The organism is Paenibacillus assamensis DSM 18201 (assembly GCF_000422445.1).
GTDB classification, from domain to species: Bacteria; Bacillota; Bacilli; order Paenibacillales; family Paenibacillaceae; genus Paenibacillus_B; species Paenibacillus_B assamensis.
The window spans coordinates 664,438-681,595 of sequence record NZ_AULU01000003.1 but is presented as its reverse complement, the minus strand read 5'-3'; the positions used below and the strand labels follow the sequence as shown (position 1 = coordinate 681,595).

The following is a 17,158-nucleotide window of genomic DNA, read 5'->3' as shown; positions in this document are numbered from 1 at the left end:
ATGATCAGCGCTGCTTGCTTTAAAATGTCCACCTCCATTTTAAGACGTTCATTTTCTTTACGTAATGCAATAAGTTCATTCTCTTCAGTAGACCGATTGTCTTTCTCTGAGAATGATCCTGACTGCTGGTATTGCTTAATCCAGCGATCTAGTACAGAAGCACTTAGTTCGTACTCATCTGCAATAGCTGCTCTTGCTTTTCCATTTTCGTATAACTGAACCATCTGTCTCTTAAATTCAGCAGTAAATGTACGTCTTTGTCTTGGCATAGTAGATCCGCTCCTTGTTATATTGCTCTTATTCTACTAGCCCTTATTTTTTCTGTCCAACTAAGTGTAGCCGATCCAAAGGAGCGATTGTGACGTCTAAGTTGACACACGAAAAAATAAGAGATGTCATTAGTGAAAGCACAGTTTTAAAAGGAAAGTCGTTTGAAATATATCTGCAAGGGTCGTATAAAAATTCTACTAATATCCGTGGGGATTCAGATGTGGATATCGTAGTTCAGCTTAATAGTACGTTTTATAGAGATTTGAGCAATTTAAGCGAAAATGAAAAACAGACATACACATCACAACATTCTTCTGCTACGTACGAATGGAAAGATTTTAAATCAGACCTTATCACTGTTTTAGAGAATTATTTCGGTAAATCGTATGTAAAGGTCGGCAATAAATCAATCAAAATCTTACCTAGTAACGGAAGATTGCCGGCTGATGTAGTTCCATGTGCGCAATACCGCCGCTATAAACGATATACTGGAGTTTCAAATAAGTCTGACTATGTAGAAGGAATATGTTTTTGGACATCAACAGAAAACCGTTTTGTAGTCAACTATCCCAAAGTCCATTATGACAATGGTGTCTCTAAGAACCAGATTACTGACCAAATGTATAAGCATATGATCCGTATATTTAAAAATGCTCGTACTTATATGGATAATAGAGATTTGTTTGATAAGTCCCTTGCACCGGGTTATTTCATAGAAGGTCTTCTTTATAATGTTACGAATAACAATTTTAAAAATACGTACAACCAATCGATGTTTGAAATTTTAAACTGGTTACACAAGGCTGATTTTGATGCTTTCGTTTGTCAGAATGAGCAAACAATGCTATTTGGACCCTCTCCAGAGCAATGGAATCCTGAAAATGCACAGAAGTTTTTAACTTCAATGATTAAGCTATGGAATGACTGGGGGAAATAAAAGTGCACTCATACTCAACTGATTCCAACGAAAGAATTAACATTCCATTTTATTTAGCTATTATCAGCATTTTATCTGCTTGGTTATTACCCAAGTTAATAGAAATGATGGGCCTGTCTATTCCTTGGTATGTTGATGCACCTGCTGTTATGGGGTTTTACTTTATTTACTACAAGTTATTTGATAACTTCTTTTGGAAGTGGAAGTGGTTTGCTAAAATAAATCTAATTCAAACGCCTAATTTTAATGGAACTTGGGATGGACATTTTTTAAGTTCTTATGATGGACACACAAACCAAAAACCAGGAACCATTGAAATAATACAAACTTGGACTAGAATGTGCGTTGTATTTAATAATGGTACATCACGGTCAAAAAGCATCACTTCATCAATTATGACTACTAATGCAGAAGGCTATGTTTTAAGTTACGAATACCAAAATGAACCTAATTACAACTCTGTACCTACAATGCAAATACATCGTGGATTTACTCGGTTAACGCTCTCCAGAGACCAAAAAAAACTTGAAGGGGGTTATTACACTGGTAGAGGTAGATTAAATTATGGAACAATGGAGTTTTTAAAACCTTGAGCGTACACTCAAGGTTTTTGGAAATAAATCTATCAATATAAAATGCATACTCAGAGTCTAACACTTTATTTTCTCAGTTTGGAAGTCCATATGATTTTGTTTGATGTTCAGTCTACAACTTATTTCTCAAAAGCTGCCGATTTTCAAACCTGAAAACCGCGCTACAGCAACAACTCCAGTCTAATACTTTATTTTCTTCGAACAGATGTTGTCAGAAGAAAATAAAGTGTTAGACTAGGTTAATTGTAGTAACGTAAATAGAGGATGTTTAGTTCAATATATGAGCTAATCTCCTCTATTTTTTTGTTTAATAGAATTATTAACTATGGCTTATAAAATTAGTATAAATTATTTAATATATTGAGGATAAATGCTTTCGTTGGGAGTGACGCTGTGAGAGTACAAGAAGTAATTCTAAATGATAATAAAAAGAGATATTTACTGTTGGATGAGGTAGGTGTTCCAGTTGTTACGTGAAAATAAAGTTGTAGACTGTAAAATATAGTATTAGACCGAAAAATAAAGTACTAGACTGTGAAATAAAGTGTTAGACTGGCGGCCAGTGATTAAACTAACAAGCCGTTAAGCCTAATATATAATGGTATGGGTTTTCAAATAATCAGGACATGGTTTTCCAAATGTGATAATGTTGTGTCCGATTTATATTTTGATCTCTTTATTTATTAGGGTGTAGTAACATAAAGTAATAAAATTGTAGGGGGCTTTTTTATGCCTGATCTCTTGCTAATGTTATTCTTGATAAACTTATCTTTATTTCTCTTGCACGAAATGGATGCGATAAGACGTTCTGAGTGGAGATTGTTCATCGTGCTTAAGGATATGGAAGATTCTAAAGCTTATAAAGTATTCACATTTATTCACCTTCCTCTTTACACAATAATACTCTATTTACTTTTTAGTAAATATCAGACAGTTACTTTTTGGGTCCTAGATTTATTTTTAATCATACATGCAATCCTGCACCTATTTTTTGAAAAGCACCCCCGTAATGAATTTAAAAATACTTTTTCAAGAACAATTATTTATCCAATGGGAATCCTTGCGGCTATTCATTTAGTATTACTATTTAATAACTGAGTAGCAATAATATCAAAGACAAAGATGTTTGATTCGATAGCAATATTAAAACTCATATGATCAACATCTCCGGTCTAATACTTTATTTTCTTTGAACAGTTGTAAAGATGAATTAAAGTTCTCCAAGGTTTATAAAGTTGACCTATAGCTTATAGAGGCGTATCAAAAAGCCGAGCGAAACTCAGGTATCCATTTCTGTTTTCCTCGGCTCTTTTCACCTTTGGAGCGGGACAAACAATCCGCCAATCCCCTTGATAAATGAAGCTTTTCTTTGATTCCCCCCCCCCCCGATATTACTCTGATTTGTAGGGCGACTTTATTTGCTTTGGGGGTTTGAGGTAGGGGAGGTGGCGTGATACGACTTTTTAATAAATGCACAGATGTTGTGAATATGCGTTTATTGATTGTATCTAAATAGCAGGACCTCATCCTCTACCGCCAAGTGGAGGATGAGGTCCTTTTTTATAGGCTAAATTCAGCTCCTAATGGGCTTGAAAAATCGTAAAAATAACTTTTTAGACAGACCCAATGTTTGTAATTCTTCTGTTTCAGTTAACAGCTAATCAGAAGATGGTTAAATAAATATTCAAAGCATGGCGGGAAATTCGCAGCAGTCTATTCTTGAGACTATTGTTACGCTAATAACGATGGTTTTTTTATTTATAGTTATTTCTTACTCTTAGGCTCCGCTTTGGACATCTTAATTAAAGTCATAGAACTACTATAAAAAGTAATCATTGTCTACTATTTCATTCTTTTAGAGCATCCTAAAATAAAAGCAGAGGAGCAACTGGAGACTATTAAAATGAAAAAAGTAACGATGGGCTTATTAAGTGTCTTGCTTTTATTTGGTCAGCAAGTTCTCAGCCACGCTGGAAGCCCGAACAGTTATTTCGGAATGATAGAGAATCCTTTTTTACTCTAAACACCGCTATTACGGAGCATCTGATTGCTACGTAATAGCGGTGTTTTTATTTAGTGTCGACAAAAAATTACAAGGGCATGACAACTTGTTTACATCTCCATCATACTTTAGCTACATCTAACTATTATAGTGATCTACAGAAGATATAAGCTCTCTATTCTAGCTGTAATTTACTTATCGCTTCGATATGGAGAGAGCCTAGGTAGATTACAGGTTTACTAGAGTCATTGAACTATAATCAGCAAGGAAAGGACGGAATGAAAATTGAGAAGGGAGCAACATCGAGCAGCAGCTAAGAGGAAAAGACGCATACGGAAGAATGTCGTATTGGGGTTAGGATTTATTATTATCCTTATCGTACTTACCAATGTTGCAGCAGGAATAATGCGAACGGTTTCTCCAGAGCAATTATCCGTAAATGAGGAAACCGTTGAAGTAGTAACGAGTGCTCCACCTTTAGCAGGGAGAACCGAGACACCACCGGACAATCAGAATTCAACAATTGAAATAGAAACGAACGTTCTATCACTAACGGAGAAAACGGAAGCTCCAAAGAGTGCTCAGAAGTCGACGATGAAGTCTAATAAAGTCGTATACTTGACGTTTGATGATGGACCTACGAGTTTGACGGATGATTTCCTCGACTTGTTGATGGAAAATGAGGTTCAGGCAACATTTTTTATGGTTGGCACTAACTTAAACAATGTTGAATGGCAGGATGAAGTAAAGCGAGCCGTGGAGGAAGGACATTATGTGGGAGCACACAGTATGACGCACGACTATAACAAGCTGTATAAGCAGGGCGCGTTTGTGGATGAAATGAAGGAAAGCTCGGCACTTATCGGTGAAATCACGGGAGTAACGCCAACATTAGTGCGTCCCCCGTACGGTTCAAAACCTGGGCTAAAAGATTCGCTGCGTAATGAAACGGCAGATGCCAATTTGAAAGTATGGGATTGGACAATCGATTCGAAAGACTGGAAACTGCAAGGAAACCCTAATGGCATTGTGGAACAAGTGAAAAGCACAACGACTGAAGATGTCGAAATCGTACTGTTACACGAAAAAGAGACAACACTAGAGGCACTACAGGACATTATCGATTTTTATAAAGATGAAGGTTACGAATTTGCTGTTTATCAAGAAGGGGAACATTTTATGAGTAATTTTTGGAAGGATGAGCGGTTGTAATGAGTTCTATTCTATAGGATGAAATAAAACACAGCATGACAATTCATTAGTAAATGGGCTGATCTAATATTTACTAGGTTCAGCCCATCTGCTCCATTCCATTGTGCGGTTTGAAGCATAAAAACAGATCAAACTTAGATAAAATAAGCAAACAACAGCTTGTCATAACGGGAGGTAAGGACAATAGGCTATGAGTTCACAATGCTGCTTCAGCTCTTTGAGCGGGCGGCATTATTGCTAATTATTTTGTTTTTATTAACTCGTATTTCGAGTTTTAGGCAAATACTGCAAAAAGAATCGCAGACACCTAGGGAGTTCGCGGTTGTGACGATTTTATTTTGTGCCTTCGCGCTTTTTAGTACCTATGCAGGAATCGATGTGGAAGGCTCATTGGTAAACGTACGGATCATCGTCATTATGGCTGGAGGTATTTTATTCGGGCCTTGGGTCGGCATGGTCGTGGGAGTGGTGTCTGGTATCCATCGCTACCTTATCGATATCGGCGGGGTAACTTCGATTCCTTGTCTCATCACGAGTATTATTGCGGGGCTCGTATCCGGCTATATTTATTTGCTAACGCCTAAAGCGAAGCGATGGTTTGTCGGTATCTTTGCCGGGATGGCCTGCGAGGCATTAACGATGCTGTTGATTATTTTCATGGCGCAGCCTACAGCATTAGGAGTAGACATTGTATCCAAAATTGCCATACCGATGATTCTAGGTCAATTGAATGTGGGATTAATCATTTTGTTAATACAAAATGTGGAAAGTGAACGAGAAGGTATTGCTGCGCAGCAGGCGAAGCTAGCTTTGGATATTGCGAATAAAACATTACCTTATTTTCGCTCGATCAATCCAGAATCGTTGCATAAAATTTGTTCCATTATTAAATATGATATTCAGGCCGATGCGGTAGCCATTACGGATGCTTCGACTGTGCTCGCTTATGTTGGTTATGGAGAAGAACGTTATCAATCTCGGCATGAGATCATTAGTGATATGACCAAAGAGACGATACGGAGTGGGGAGTTCATGATAAGCAACCATGCGTTGGATGATGCGCTGCCGGGTGTTCAATCCGTTTTAATTATCCCGCTGAAAGAGCGGGAAGAAGTTACTGGTACGTTGAAGATTTATTATCGAAAAGCACATAAAATTACGTATCCGCTGCAGACGATGGCTGTCGGTTTGTCCCAGATTATTTCGACGCTAATGGAGGTCTCTCGTGTGGAAGAAATTAAGGCGATGGCGAATAAAGCCGAGCTTAAAGCGTTGCAGACAACGATTCAGCCCCACTTTTTGTTCAATGCGTTGAATGCGATTGGCTCGTCGATTCGGACAAGGCCGGATCAAGCGAGGGAGTTACTCGTCAACTTATCGGGCTATTTGCGTTATAATTTGGAGCTTACGGATGAGTTGATCGATATTCATCAAGAATTGGAGCAAGTTCGAAATTATATAGAAATTGAAAAGGCACGCTTTGGAGATCGCCTACACATTGTTTATGATGTGGATGAAGTTGCTGTGAAGATTCCCAGTCTTATTATTCAACCGTTGGTTGAAAATGCGATTGTCCACGGTATATTGAAGGAGAAGGGCCCAGGAACGGTTACCATTTATGTCAAAGATACAGAAGATTACGTTCGGATTGGCGTACAGGATACAGGTGTGGGTATCCGTGAAGATATGATTGAACAGGTGAAAGAAGAGCGAGTTCCATCGAACCATATTGGTCTTTTCAATGTGCACAAGCGTGTGAAGCTTATTTTCGGGCATGGCGTTACGGTAGAGCGATTGGATCAAGGAACGAATATCTTTTTTGACGTACAGAAGGAGACAAGATGAGAGCCATAATCGTGGAAGATGAAATATTAGCCCGCGAAGAGCTGGAGTATTTGATTACCAAACATAGTCACATTGAAATCGTGGATCGATTCGAGGATGGTCTTGATGTGCTTAAATTTCTACAAGAGAAGGAAGTCGATGCGATTTTTCTCGATATTAATATTCCATCGTTAGACGGCATGCTGCTTGCGACTAATATAAGTAAGTTCGCACGCAAGCCCTATGTTGTTTTTACGACCGCTTATAAGGAACATGCTGCTCAAGCATTTGAATTAGAAGCTTTTGATTATATTTTGAAACCCTATGACGAGAAGCGAATTGCTGCCATGTTACGTAAGTTGGAGACTACTTTTGATCGAGAACATCAAAAGCCAGGACAAAGTTCAAATGCTGTGGAAAGTAGGCAAAGGTCAGAGGAAAAGCGCATTAATTTGCTGAAAAATGACAAGTATATTGTGACGAGCAGCGATGACATCTACTATGCAGAAGCTCAAGAGAAGGTAACGAACGTGTTCACGAAGAGCGGTATGTATAAGATGCCGATGAGTATTTCAGATTTTCATGCGCTGCTGCCTCAAGATCGTTTCTATCGTTGTCATCGTTCCTACACCGTCAATTTGTCACAAATTCATGAAATCGTTCCATGGTTCAACAATACTTATTTGTTGCGTCTGCGTGATATGGATGCGAAGGTGCCAGTTAGTCGAAGTAAAGTTAAAGAATTTAGGCAGTTGATGCATATATAAAGGCAGTTCATTCCGTAATCCCGTCATTTCATGTCGTGCGTGGATCAAGAAAGCGTTCTCTCTTGTAAGATAAAGGCGTGGAAGTAAGGCGTATGACGCTTTCATTTCCCTACAGATAATAGAGATAACGCATACATCTTGGTCATAGCAGAATGGAAAGAGGGGATTTATCATGAGTATGCATCAAGCGGCTCATTCGAAGGTAAATCGGTGGATAATTGTACTTGGAACGATCATTATTCAAATGGGATTGGGCACCATATATACGTGGAGTTTATTCAATCAACCGTTAGCTGACAAATTTGGCTGGGAGCTAAGCTCCGTATCTATTACGTTCTCCATTACGAGCTTTGCCTTGGCATTTGCGACACTGTTTGCTGGTAAAATACAGGATCGTATCGGTATCCGAAATCTGACGATGATCTCAGGTGCTGTTCTCGGTGCAGGGCTTATTGCTAGCTCGCAAGTTTCATCGTTATGGATGTTATACTTACTTGCTGGGGTAGTTGTTGGTTTTGCTGATGGTACAGCATATATTACATCGCTATCGAATTTAATGAAATGGTTTCCTGAACGCAAAGGGCTAATAGCGGGAATATCCGTGGGAGCTTTTGGGACAGGCAGCTTGCTCTTTAAATATATAAATGGACATTTCATCAATACGTTGGGGGTTTCCCAAGCTTTCTTAGTCTGGGGATTGATCGTGATGGTAATGGTGATTGTCGGATCATTCTTAATTAAAGAAGCTGTAATGACAGAAACACCTGCAAATACCAATACTCCATTACACAGTCAAAAAAACTATACAGTTAAAGAAATGCTCCGTACGAAAGAAGCATATTTGCTCTTCGTTATTCTATTCACAGCTTGTATGAGCGGGTTGTATCTAATTGGTATTGTCAAAGACATCGGTGTACAGCTTGCTGGACTTGATATTCGTACAGCAGCAAATGCTGTAGCGATGGTAGCGATTTTTAATACAGCTGGCCGAATTATACTCGGTGCATTGTCGGATAAAGTAGGACGCATGAAAGTGGTAGCGGGTGCGCTGCTTGCAACGGCATTGTCCGTCATAACGTTAAGCTTCGCAACTTTGAACGCCGGTATTTTTTTCACATGTGTCGGGGTGATTGCATTTTGCTTTGGTGGTAACATCACTGTCTTCCCAGCGATTGTTGCTGATTATTTTGGTTTAAAGAATCAAAGTAAAAACTACGGCATCATTTATCAAGGTTTCGGTTTAGGTGCTTTGGCGGGTTCTTTCCTAAGTGTTTTGTTTGGAGGTTTCCAAGTTACCTTCAATGTAATCGCGGTCTTATGCATGATATCCTTCTTGATTGCTATTTTTATCACAGCACCTGGTCATCGTAACGAGTCGAAGAAGAACCAAGAATCTGTACTGAAACCACATTATAATGCGGGATAATTGCAGGAGAATGTCTTATTCGATAAGAAAGACCACTGAAAGAGTGTTGGCAAGTTAAACAGGCGTCCTTTGCACATATAAGATGTGAGAGGACGCCTGTTTTTTCGTGTAAGTGGTACCTAAGAGGATTGTGAAGTTGTTATTGTTGCAGCGCGCTCTCGTTCCACATATGCGGCAATCTCATTGATTGCATAATCCAAGGGCTTGAAACTAGCTTTTATCGCTGTGCTGCGGTCTTTGTAAGATGGATCCGACAGCACTTGCTGCACCGCTTCTCGCAGTTCGTCGGTAGTTGGAGCCATATTTCTTATGTAAATCCCGATTCCAGCCCGCTCTACCATTTCCGCTCCCATAAATTCATCAAACGCTTGCGGTATGGCGACCTGTGGCACCTCGAAGCAGATGCTTTCGTACACGCTATTCGTGCCTGCATGATTAATAAACACGCTTGCATGCTTCAATATATCAAGCTGCGGCACATAGTTGCGGATGATAAAATTGTCGGGAATGCCTTCAAGGTCTTCTAATCGCAAACGATTGCCTACTGACATTACTACCTGTACGTCCGATTGTCCAAAAGCCTCGAAACAGTTCTGGAATAAATTCTCCAATTGATTCAAAATAGTACCGAATGAAATGTAAATTAACGGCCTGCCATCAAGTTGATCGAAAGGGAATTCCACCGTCTCCTTGCGCGGGGTGATCGAGTAACCAGCAAATAAATAGCTATCATCGAACGAATCCGGGAATAAATAAACGGACTTGGAACTATATATAATATTTAATTTCTCTTTGCTGCCCAAGATATCATTAATGACGTTTACGTTATTTAGTCCGTATTTTGATGCAATGGTTTTGGAGGACATATCAACTAATTTTCGGTAAAGGTCAGCTTCCTTATATTTCTTGTAAACCGAATTCTCTTCAAGCCGAATAAAATTGGTAATAAAGAAAGTAGGATCAAAATCTGCCATTTCGTCGATATACGAAAACGTGGCGAAAGCCGCAATACCAGGAACGCCAAGTAGTTGGGCAAATTCTTTCCCCCAATACGCAAATGCATCATGAATGATGTAATCAGGTTTCCATGCCGTAACCTCATCTTTGAATCGTTCTACGAGTAATCGGCTTTTATCTAAAATGTAATGGGGAAATAGCAGGAATGTATCGACGCGATCCCCCTCTCGTCTTTCGAAGCCACTCATATCCTCGTAATTTCTAAACTGAGCGCCGGTTGCCTCAATTTTTTCACGGAACTCGTTACTGGAGTAATAGAGTACCTCCTCACCTTTCTCAACTAGTGCCTGAATCAACCCCAGTGACACATTGATATGTCCGTGTAGATCGATTCCGAAATATATCAGCTTAGCCATTACACTCCTCCTTATCTAATCAGTTAACTAGGATATTTGTTCAAACCAATATACACTGTCCTTCTATGTCCAAGTACAATTTCTATTTAGGATTGGTAAATCCTTCTTCTTTCACCTTAAGTTCACTTTAAGAAATGAATCGGGATTAAGGTACGGTTAACGAAATAATTATGGAAAGGTTGTTATCTTGTCTTGATTTTCCATGTAAAGGCGTGTACGATGCAGCTAGAACACTAAGTCCAATCTCAAACCTCTAACCTCTGAGATTATTGCCACTCAGCCACATACATTTAACTTAAAGCGGTATTACTTTTAGAGCTCTCTTCACAACGATTCAACAATACACAGCACACAGCACACAAAACAAAAAACTTCCAAGTACAACTGCACACAGTTAGATTTCCTCTAGTTATCTTATCTATTTATCTCGTTGATCTTACTTTTGTTAGAAGTTCCAAGGTTCTTTAATTTATTAAAAAATGTTGAAAGCTTGGGGGCATTTATAGTGATTATTCAAGCACGGGCCGTACTGGAGAGTAACGTATCCAAAAAGACGACTGAGAAGTTGATTCACAAAGTAAAAGGCTTGTTCGAGCATAAGCTGAGCGAGAAGTTGAACTTGATGAAGGTGTCAGCGCCTCTTTTCGTAGAGGGGAGCACGGGCGTCAATGATAACTTGAACGGATGGGAAAGATGTGTCGCGTTCGATACGGCTGCTTACCCGCCAATGATGCTGGAGGTTGTCCAGTCGTTGGCTAAGTGGAAGCGGATGGCTACTCGCTATTACGATTTGCAGCCGGGAGAAGGATTGTACACGGATATGCGGGCGATCCGGCGTGACGAAGTACTCAGTCCATTGCATTCGCTGTACGTTGATCAATGGGATTGGGAACTGGTTATCGATAGACAAGAACGAACGGTAGAAACGTTGAAGGAAAAGGTTCTCCTTATCTACGAGGCGCTTAAAATGACAGAAGAGGAAGTAGCAGAACTGGATTCGTCATTAAAGCCTTTCTTACCAAAAGAGATAACGTTCATTACATCGCAAGAGCTTGAAGATCTGTATGGAGTAGATACGACAGCTAAAGAGCGTGAGCATAGGATCGCAAAAGAGAAGGGTGCGGTCTTTATTATGCAAATTGGAGGTAAATTGGCATCTGGCGAGCCGCATGACGGCAGATCTCCAGACTATGACGATTGGCAGCTAAATGGAGATATTATCGTCTGGTATCCTGTTATGGAAACGTCCGTTGAAATTTCCTCTATGGGTATTCGTGTAGATGAGGCGGCACTTGAACGTCAACTTCAACATAGTGGATGTGAGAACCGTGCACAGCTTCCTTTTCATCAAATGCTTCTAAATGGCACTCTCCCTTGTACAATGGGTGGGGGGATTGGCCAATCTCGTGTTGTTATGCTTCTGCTGCACAAGTTCCATATTGGTCAGGTGCAGATGTCTGTATGGCCGCATGAAATGGTACAAGCATGTAGGGAACGTGAAATCGAGTTGCTTAACGTCATTAGCTAACGATATACCATTTAATAATGGTGAGATAATTGCCCTATGATAATGATGTCTAGGGCAGTTATTTTCATAAACTTTAACATAACTTTATCAAAATTTAAGATAGTAGAGGCGAATGAGTCCATTCAAATTGAAAAATTTACTCCTCGCTATTTCAATAAATTAGCAGGCGATAAGACGAGTTTAATAGTTAGCGGTAAATCGTATATTTACGTTCGAATAAATAAAAAAAGTGTGATACCATAACGGTTTTGTCGGCAGCGGGCAATGATTAGCACGTCGAGCGAAAATGACATAAAAATACAAATATTGGACTGTGAATGCTGATTTCGCCCAAAGTGAACGTTTTTCGAACACAACTTTCGTCTTGTTGACTTTATTTGACGAGCTTTGATAAAGTATTTCTAATTCAATCACCATGATTCGATATTCCATCCTGCAATCTCCGATTTATTTAGACACAATTTTCTAATCCTGCTCAAAAGATTAACCTAACCTACACTATCTCACAGAAGCTTGTTTACCAACTTAATGATTCAGGAAGTACTCAGATTCACGTCTTTCATTGTTCGTCGATATAGGACAGGAGCGTGTGAACACGCAATCGGTCGAGGCGAAATGAAATGGAACGAGATTGGAGGAATGTTATGACCGTACCGACATCGGTTCAGGCTCCGAGCAATACGACGTATTCTTTGACCCATCCGCAAAAGCGTATTTGGTACATGGAACAGATCTTTCCGGGCACATCATTCGCTAACATAGGCGGTCCCGTTCGGATAAAGGGAGCGATTGACTTTAGCTTATTGGAGCAAGCCATTCACACCTTTATTCAACAGCATGATGGCTTGAGAATTGAACTTATGGAGCAGGATGGGGAAGCAGCGCAGATCGCACAGGTCGTTACAGAATACGAAGCACAACCGTTAGATTACTTAGATTTTTCCGAAGAGGCGGATGCGGAATCAGCTTTTTGGTCTTGGATACAGCGTGAGGCGGGGAGACCCTTTCAGTTACTGAACTCGAAGCTTTTCTATTTTGCGTTATTCCGTATATCGGACGAGGATAATGGCTACTTGGTCAAGTGTCATCACATCATTTCCGATGGCTGGTCGAACCAGTTAACAACGTCTCAAATTGCTGAGAACTACACGAGGCTGTTGAAAGGCGAGCGTCTCGAAGATGAGCAACAACCACCATCGTATATCAACTACGTGGAAGAAGCAGAGCATTATTTTACCTCACCAAGATGTAGCAAAAGCAAGCAATTCTGGCATGACAAGTTTCGATGGCTTCCAGAAAGTTTAACGCAATCGTCTGTTGCAAGCACAGAGGGAAGACGCTATTCCGTACAACTTCATGCAGGACTCTCGCAGCGCATTCATTCCATGACGAGCGAAGCGAAGGTATCCGTGAATACATTTTTTGTACTCGCTTATCTGATCTATGCATACAAAACGACACAACAAAGCGATCTTGTTATCGGAACGCCGGTGCTGAATCGATCCGGTAAAAAGGAAAAGTCGATGTATGGGATGTTCACGAGTACGATGCCGTTCCGATGGCAGTTGGATGTCGAGATGAGCATTGATGAGACGCTTAAGCTGGCTCAGAAGGGATTGATGGAATGTTACTTCCATCAGCGATATCCGTACGATGTGCTGGTACAGGATCTGGAACTGAAGAAACAAGGATATGATCAGCTATTCCATACGAGCATTAACTACTACAATACGAAGATGCTTACAACGATGAATGGCATGTCTATCGAAAATGTTGAGTTTTATAACGGTCATCAAGTCTATGAGCTTCAGCTCGTCATTAAAGACTGGTCAGCTTCCGAAGGCCTGACGCTTGATTTTGACTATCGTCTTGATGTGTATCATGCCGATCAGATCGAAGAAATGTCTAGACGAATGAACCTTATTTTTGAACAAATGTTAGACAAACCGCAGGCTGCCATTAAGGAATTATCCATATTAACAGAGCAGGAGCGAGCACAAGAGCTCTACGATTACAACGCAACAGCTGTACCGTACCCTTCCGATCAATCGGTCATCCACCTATTTGAGGAGCAGGTCAGACGAACACCCAACGAAATCGTAATCACGTATGAACAAGAACAGTGGACGTACCAGCAATTGAATGAGCAAGCTAATAGACTGGCACGCTATTTAAGCGCTAAGGGAGTAAACAGAGAAACTATCGTGGGTTTATGGATGCAGCATTCTATCGACTCTGTCGTAGCAATATTGGCAGTGATGAAGGCAGGCGGAGCATACTTGCCCATTGATCCGGCCTATCCCGAAGAGCGGATTCGTTACATGTTGGAAGATTCTCGCACACAGCTCGTTCTTACGAACATGACAGATGGAGCTATAGCGGAGTTTACAGGTGAAATACTAAGCTATCACAGTCTCGAACTAGATAAGTTGGATGCATCGAATGTTGGTCATGTATATGAACCTACTGATCTTGCTTATGTCATCTATACATCTGGATCAACGGGTCGTCCTAAAGGAGCAATGATCGAGCATAGAGGATTAACGAATTACATCTGGTGGGCGAAGAACGTATATGTTCGTGACGAGATACCGATATTTCCACTCTATTCCTCACTAGCATTCGATCTCACTGTAACTTCTATTTTCACGCCGCTTATATGCGGAGGCCAAATTGGTGTATACCGAGACGATGGCGATGAATTTATTTTATATCGAATTTTAAATGACAACGCTTCAACCATTGTGAAACTGACGCCGGCACATCTTGCATTACTCAAAGAACGCAATTACGAGCATTCGACAGTTAGACGGTTTATCGTTGGTGGTGAAGATCTCAAGACGGATTTAGCTAGGGACATAACCACTTTATTTGGACAATCCATAGAAATTTACAATGAATATGGTCCTACCGAAACGGTAGTGGGTTGCATGATTCATCTATATAACAGCAGTGAGGATCGGCATGTATCTGTACCTATTGGCGTGCCTGCACACAATGTCATGCTTTACATTCTTGATCCTGACCAGCATCCGGTAAGTGCAGGAGCAATCGGGGAATTGTATATCGCTGGAGACGGAGTTGCTAGAGGATATCTTCATCGAGAAGAGCTGACTAAGGAGCGTTTTCTGAACAATCCATTTGTCGAAGGAACGCGAATGTACCGCACGGGTGATTTGGTCATGCGGCTTGAAGATGGCAAGATCGAATATGTTGGTCGTGTGGACCACCAAGTGAAAATTCGTGGTTATCGCATTGAAACAGGTGAAATCGAAAAAGTTATGATGCAGCATGAAGCCATCCAAGATGCAGTGGTTATAGACCGTGAGAATGAGCAGCTTGGGAAATACTTATGCGCATATATAGTGAAGAAATGCTCGATTGCGAGTTCGGAATTGAAATCATATTTGTCCGCGCAAGTACCCTCGTATATGGTGCCTTCCATATTCGTGGAACTCGATGAGATACCATTAACGATTAACGGCAAAGTAAATCGCGCGTTGCTACCGGAACCGGATTTTACTTTAACACAGGAATACGAGCATGTATCAGCGCGAAGTAGCAATGAAGCGAAATTGATCGAAATTGTTAGCGGTGTGTTACAGCATAATCGGATTGGGATTACCGATCATTTCTATGATCTAGGCGGGGATTCCATAAAAGCGATTCAACTATCATCAAGATTAAACAAAGCGGGATACGCGCTCAAAGTTAGAGATATATTAGAAAACCCAATTTTGGAGCAAATGGCACTGCGTATTCAACCGTTGCATCGTTCACATGTTTACTCACAAGAACGTTGTGAAGGGGTGCTTGAACCGCTGCCGATTGCTCATTGGTTCTTCCAGCAGCAACTGCGCGAGCCTGACTATTACCATCAATCTGTATTGCTTGAATTGCAGCAAGATATTGATCTTCATGTGCTGGAAGCCATTCTCGTACAACTTATAGAGCACCATGATGGCCTGCGTCTACAAGTAGATAGGCAAACGGGAACATTAACTTATTCGAGTCAGTCTGATCGGACAAGACTTGTTCATTTCGTTTCATTAGCAGAGCTCGATTCCGATAATCAAACTCAACAGTTACGGATGCTTGAGCATTGTGAAACGTTTAAATCCCAGTTCCGTTTACTTGATACGCTGTTGATTGGGATGTGCTTATTCGATCTTGGCGGCAACGGGAAGAGATTGCTTATTACTGCGCATCATCTCGTTGTGGATGGTGTATCATGGCGTATTTTACTGGAAGATCTAGCAGAAGCACTACATAGCCATTCTAGGGGAGAACCGTATCAGCTTCCATCCAAAACAGCATCGTTACAAATGTGGTCCCAATATGTATGGAATCACTCAATAGCAGAGCAGGAGCTTCACGACTGGCAATCTACAATTGAACAAATTAAGTTCATTCCAACTGAATTACAGCATGGTGAAGCATTGATGAGCAGCGCTAATACGATTGAGCAATGGCTGACGGTGGAGCAGACGAAGAGTCTACTGTATGAGAGTCACCGAGCCTATAGTACCAAGCCGCTGGAACTGCTAATAGCAGCCTTATCGTATGCGATATATAGCTGCTTTGATATGGAAGAAGCAGTGGTTGAATTGGAGTCCCATGGACGAGAACAGCTCCATGATGAGATTGACCTTTCCAGAACAGTTGGTTGGTTTACAAGTATGTATCCGGTGAAACTAACGATGCCCGCTTGTGGGTCTGATGTATCTTCACTAGCTTCTCTAGTGAAGACGACGAAGGAGAGATTGCGTACAATACCAGACCAAGGAATTGGCTTCGGGGTACTCCAAGCCCAAAAGAAATTAATATCAAATTACGATGCTAAAAAGTTAATACGATTTAACTTTCTTGGTGACTTTGACAGTGTTTGGGATAATCCATGGTTCACGTTAGCAAAGGAAAGCAGTGGTCCAGATACAAGTAAATACAATGCACTCACTTCATTGTTGGATGTACAGGTCATGATCATAAATGAATCGCTGCGTGTGAGTATTACCTATAGCCGGAATCAGTTTACAGATGAAACCATGACTAAATTCATGCAGTCCTATGGGCAAGCACTGACCTTGATCACGAACCATTGTTGCGGCAAGCAGATAAAAGAATATACACCGTCTGACTTCGAGACGGTTGCCATTACTCAGGATGAACTGGACAGCTTATTTTTGTAATCATGGATGAATGCGGCTTGATTGCGCCAGTTCGTTA

11 protein-coding genes are annotated in these 17,158 nt (G+C 40.7%); 9 read left to right on the top strand and 2 right to left on the bottom strand.

The genetic code is table 11. From position 1 onward, the window contains the following. The coding region (locus H580_RS0102910) for an IS3 family transposase (RefSeq protein WP_028593455.1) at positions 1–269 on the bottom strand (269 nt) is incomplete at its 3' end. Positions 270–358: 89 nt separating this feature from the next. On the opposite strand from H580_RS0102910, the gene H580_RS23150 reads away from it, so the two are divergent. From H580_RS23150 to H580_RS0102870, 7 genes are all read left to right on the top strand, one after another. Next, a complete protein-coding gene (locus H580_RS23150) occupies positions 359–1,207 on the top strand; it encodes a nucleotidyltransferase domain-containing protein (protein ID WP_211224379.1) in 849 nt (282 codons plus the stop codon). Between the two features lie 2 nt (positions 1,208–1,209). Then, positions 1,210–1,800, top strand: a complete 591-nt coding sequence (locus tag H580_RS0102900) for a Cap15 family cyclic dinucleotide receptor domain-containing protein (protein ID WP_028593454.1) — start codon at positions 1,210–1,212, stop codon at positions 1,798–1,800. A gap of 729 nt (positions 1,801–2,529) precedes the next feature. Next, positions 2,530–2,898: a DUF6713 family protein gene (locus H580_RS26900; protein WP_028593453.1), complete on the top strand. Its 369-nt coding sequence runs from the start codon at positions 2,530–2,532 to the stop codon at positions 2,896–2,898. A 1,189-nt stretch (positions 2,899–4,087) separates the two neighbouring features. Beyond that, positions 4,088–5,014: a polysaccharide deacetylase family protein gene (locus tag H580_RS23145; protein ID WP_425414099.1), complete on the top strand. Its 927-nt coding sequence runs from the start codon at positions 4,088–4,090 to the stop codon at positions 5,012–5,014. 201 nt (positions 5,015–5,215) lie between these two features. Continuing rightward, positions 5,216–6,859: a sensor histidine kinase gene (locus tag H580_RS0102880; protein WP_028593451.1), complete on the top strand. Its 1,644-nt coding sequence runs from the start codon at positions 5,216–5,218 to the stop codon at positions 6,857–6,859. Further along, positions 6,856–7,605, top strand: a complete 750-nt coding sequence (locus H580_RS0102875; RefSeq protein WP_028593450.1) for a LytR/AlgR family response regulator transcription factor — start codon at positions 6,856–6,858, stop codon at positions 7,603–7,605. Before H580_RS0102880 ends, H580_RS0102875 begins: the two co-directional genes overlap by 4 nt. Before the next feature lie 172 nt (positions 7,606–7,777). Continuing rightward, positions 7,778–9,031 (top strand): L-lactate MFS transporter, encoded by a 1,254-nt coding sequence (locus H580_RS0102870; RefSeq protein WP_028593449.1) that lies wholly within the window; start codon positions 7,778–7,780, stop codon positions 9,029–9,031. Positions 9,032–9,150: 119 nt separating this feature from the next. Here the strand turns inward: H580_RS0102870 and H580_RS0102865 are convergent, their stop codons facing one another. Then, positions 9,151–10,404 (bottom strand): macrolide family glycosyltransferase, encoded by a 1,254-nt coding sequence (locus tag H580_RS0102865; protein ID WP_028593448.1) that lies wholly within the window; start codon positions 10,402–10,404, stop codon positions 9,151–9,153. Between the two features lie 529 nt (positions 10,405–10,933). Between H580_RS0102865 and asnA the strand changes: the two genes are divergently transcribed. Next, on the top strand, positions 10,934–11,932 hold the full coding sequence (gene asnA, locus H580_RS0102860) for an aspartate--ammonia ligase (protein WP_425414104.1): 999 nt from the start codon (positions 10,934–10,936) through the stop codon (positions 11,930–11,932). Positions 11,933–12,576: 644 nt separating this feature from the next. Then, on the top strand, positions 12,577–17,121 hold the full coding sequence (locus tag H580_RS0102850) for a non-ribosomal peptide synthetase (protein ID WP_028593445.1): 4,545 nt from the start codon (positions 12,577–12,579) through the stop codon (positions 17,119–17,121). Positions 17,122–17,158: the final 37 nt, after the last annotated feature.

What these genes read in the sequence shown, in the direction of transcription:
- H580_RS26900 (WP_028593453.1), top strand. Translation starts at nt 2,530, where the DNA reads ATGCCTGATCTCTTGCTAATGTTATTCTTGATAAACTTATCTTTATTT.
- H580_RS0102880 (WP_028593451.1), top strand. Translation starts at nt 5,216, where the DNA reads ATGCTGCTTCAGCTCTTTGAGCGGGCGGCATTATTGCTAATTATTTTG.
- H580_RS0102875 (WP_028593450.1), top strand. Translation starts at nt 6,856, where the DNA reads ATGAGAGCCATAATCGTGGAAGATGAAATATTAGCCCGCGAAGAGCTG.
- H580_RS0102870 (WP_028593449.1), top strand. Translation starts at nt 7,778, where the DNA reads ATGAGTATGCATCAAGCGGCTCATTCGAAGGTAAATCGGTGGATAATT.
- H580_RS0102865 (WP_028593448.1), bottom strand. Translation starts at nt 10,404, where the DNA reads ATGGCTAAGCTGATATATTTCGGAATCGATCTACACGGACATATCAAT.
- H580_RS0102850 (WP_028593445.1), top strand. Translation starts at nt 12,577, where the DNA reads ATGACCGTACCGACATCGGTTCAGGCTCCGAGCAATACGACGTATTCT.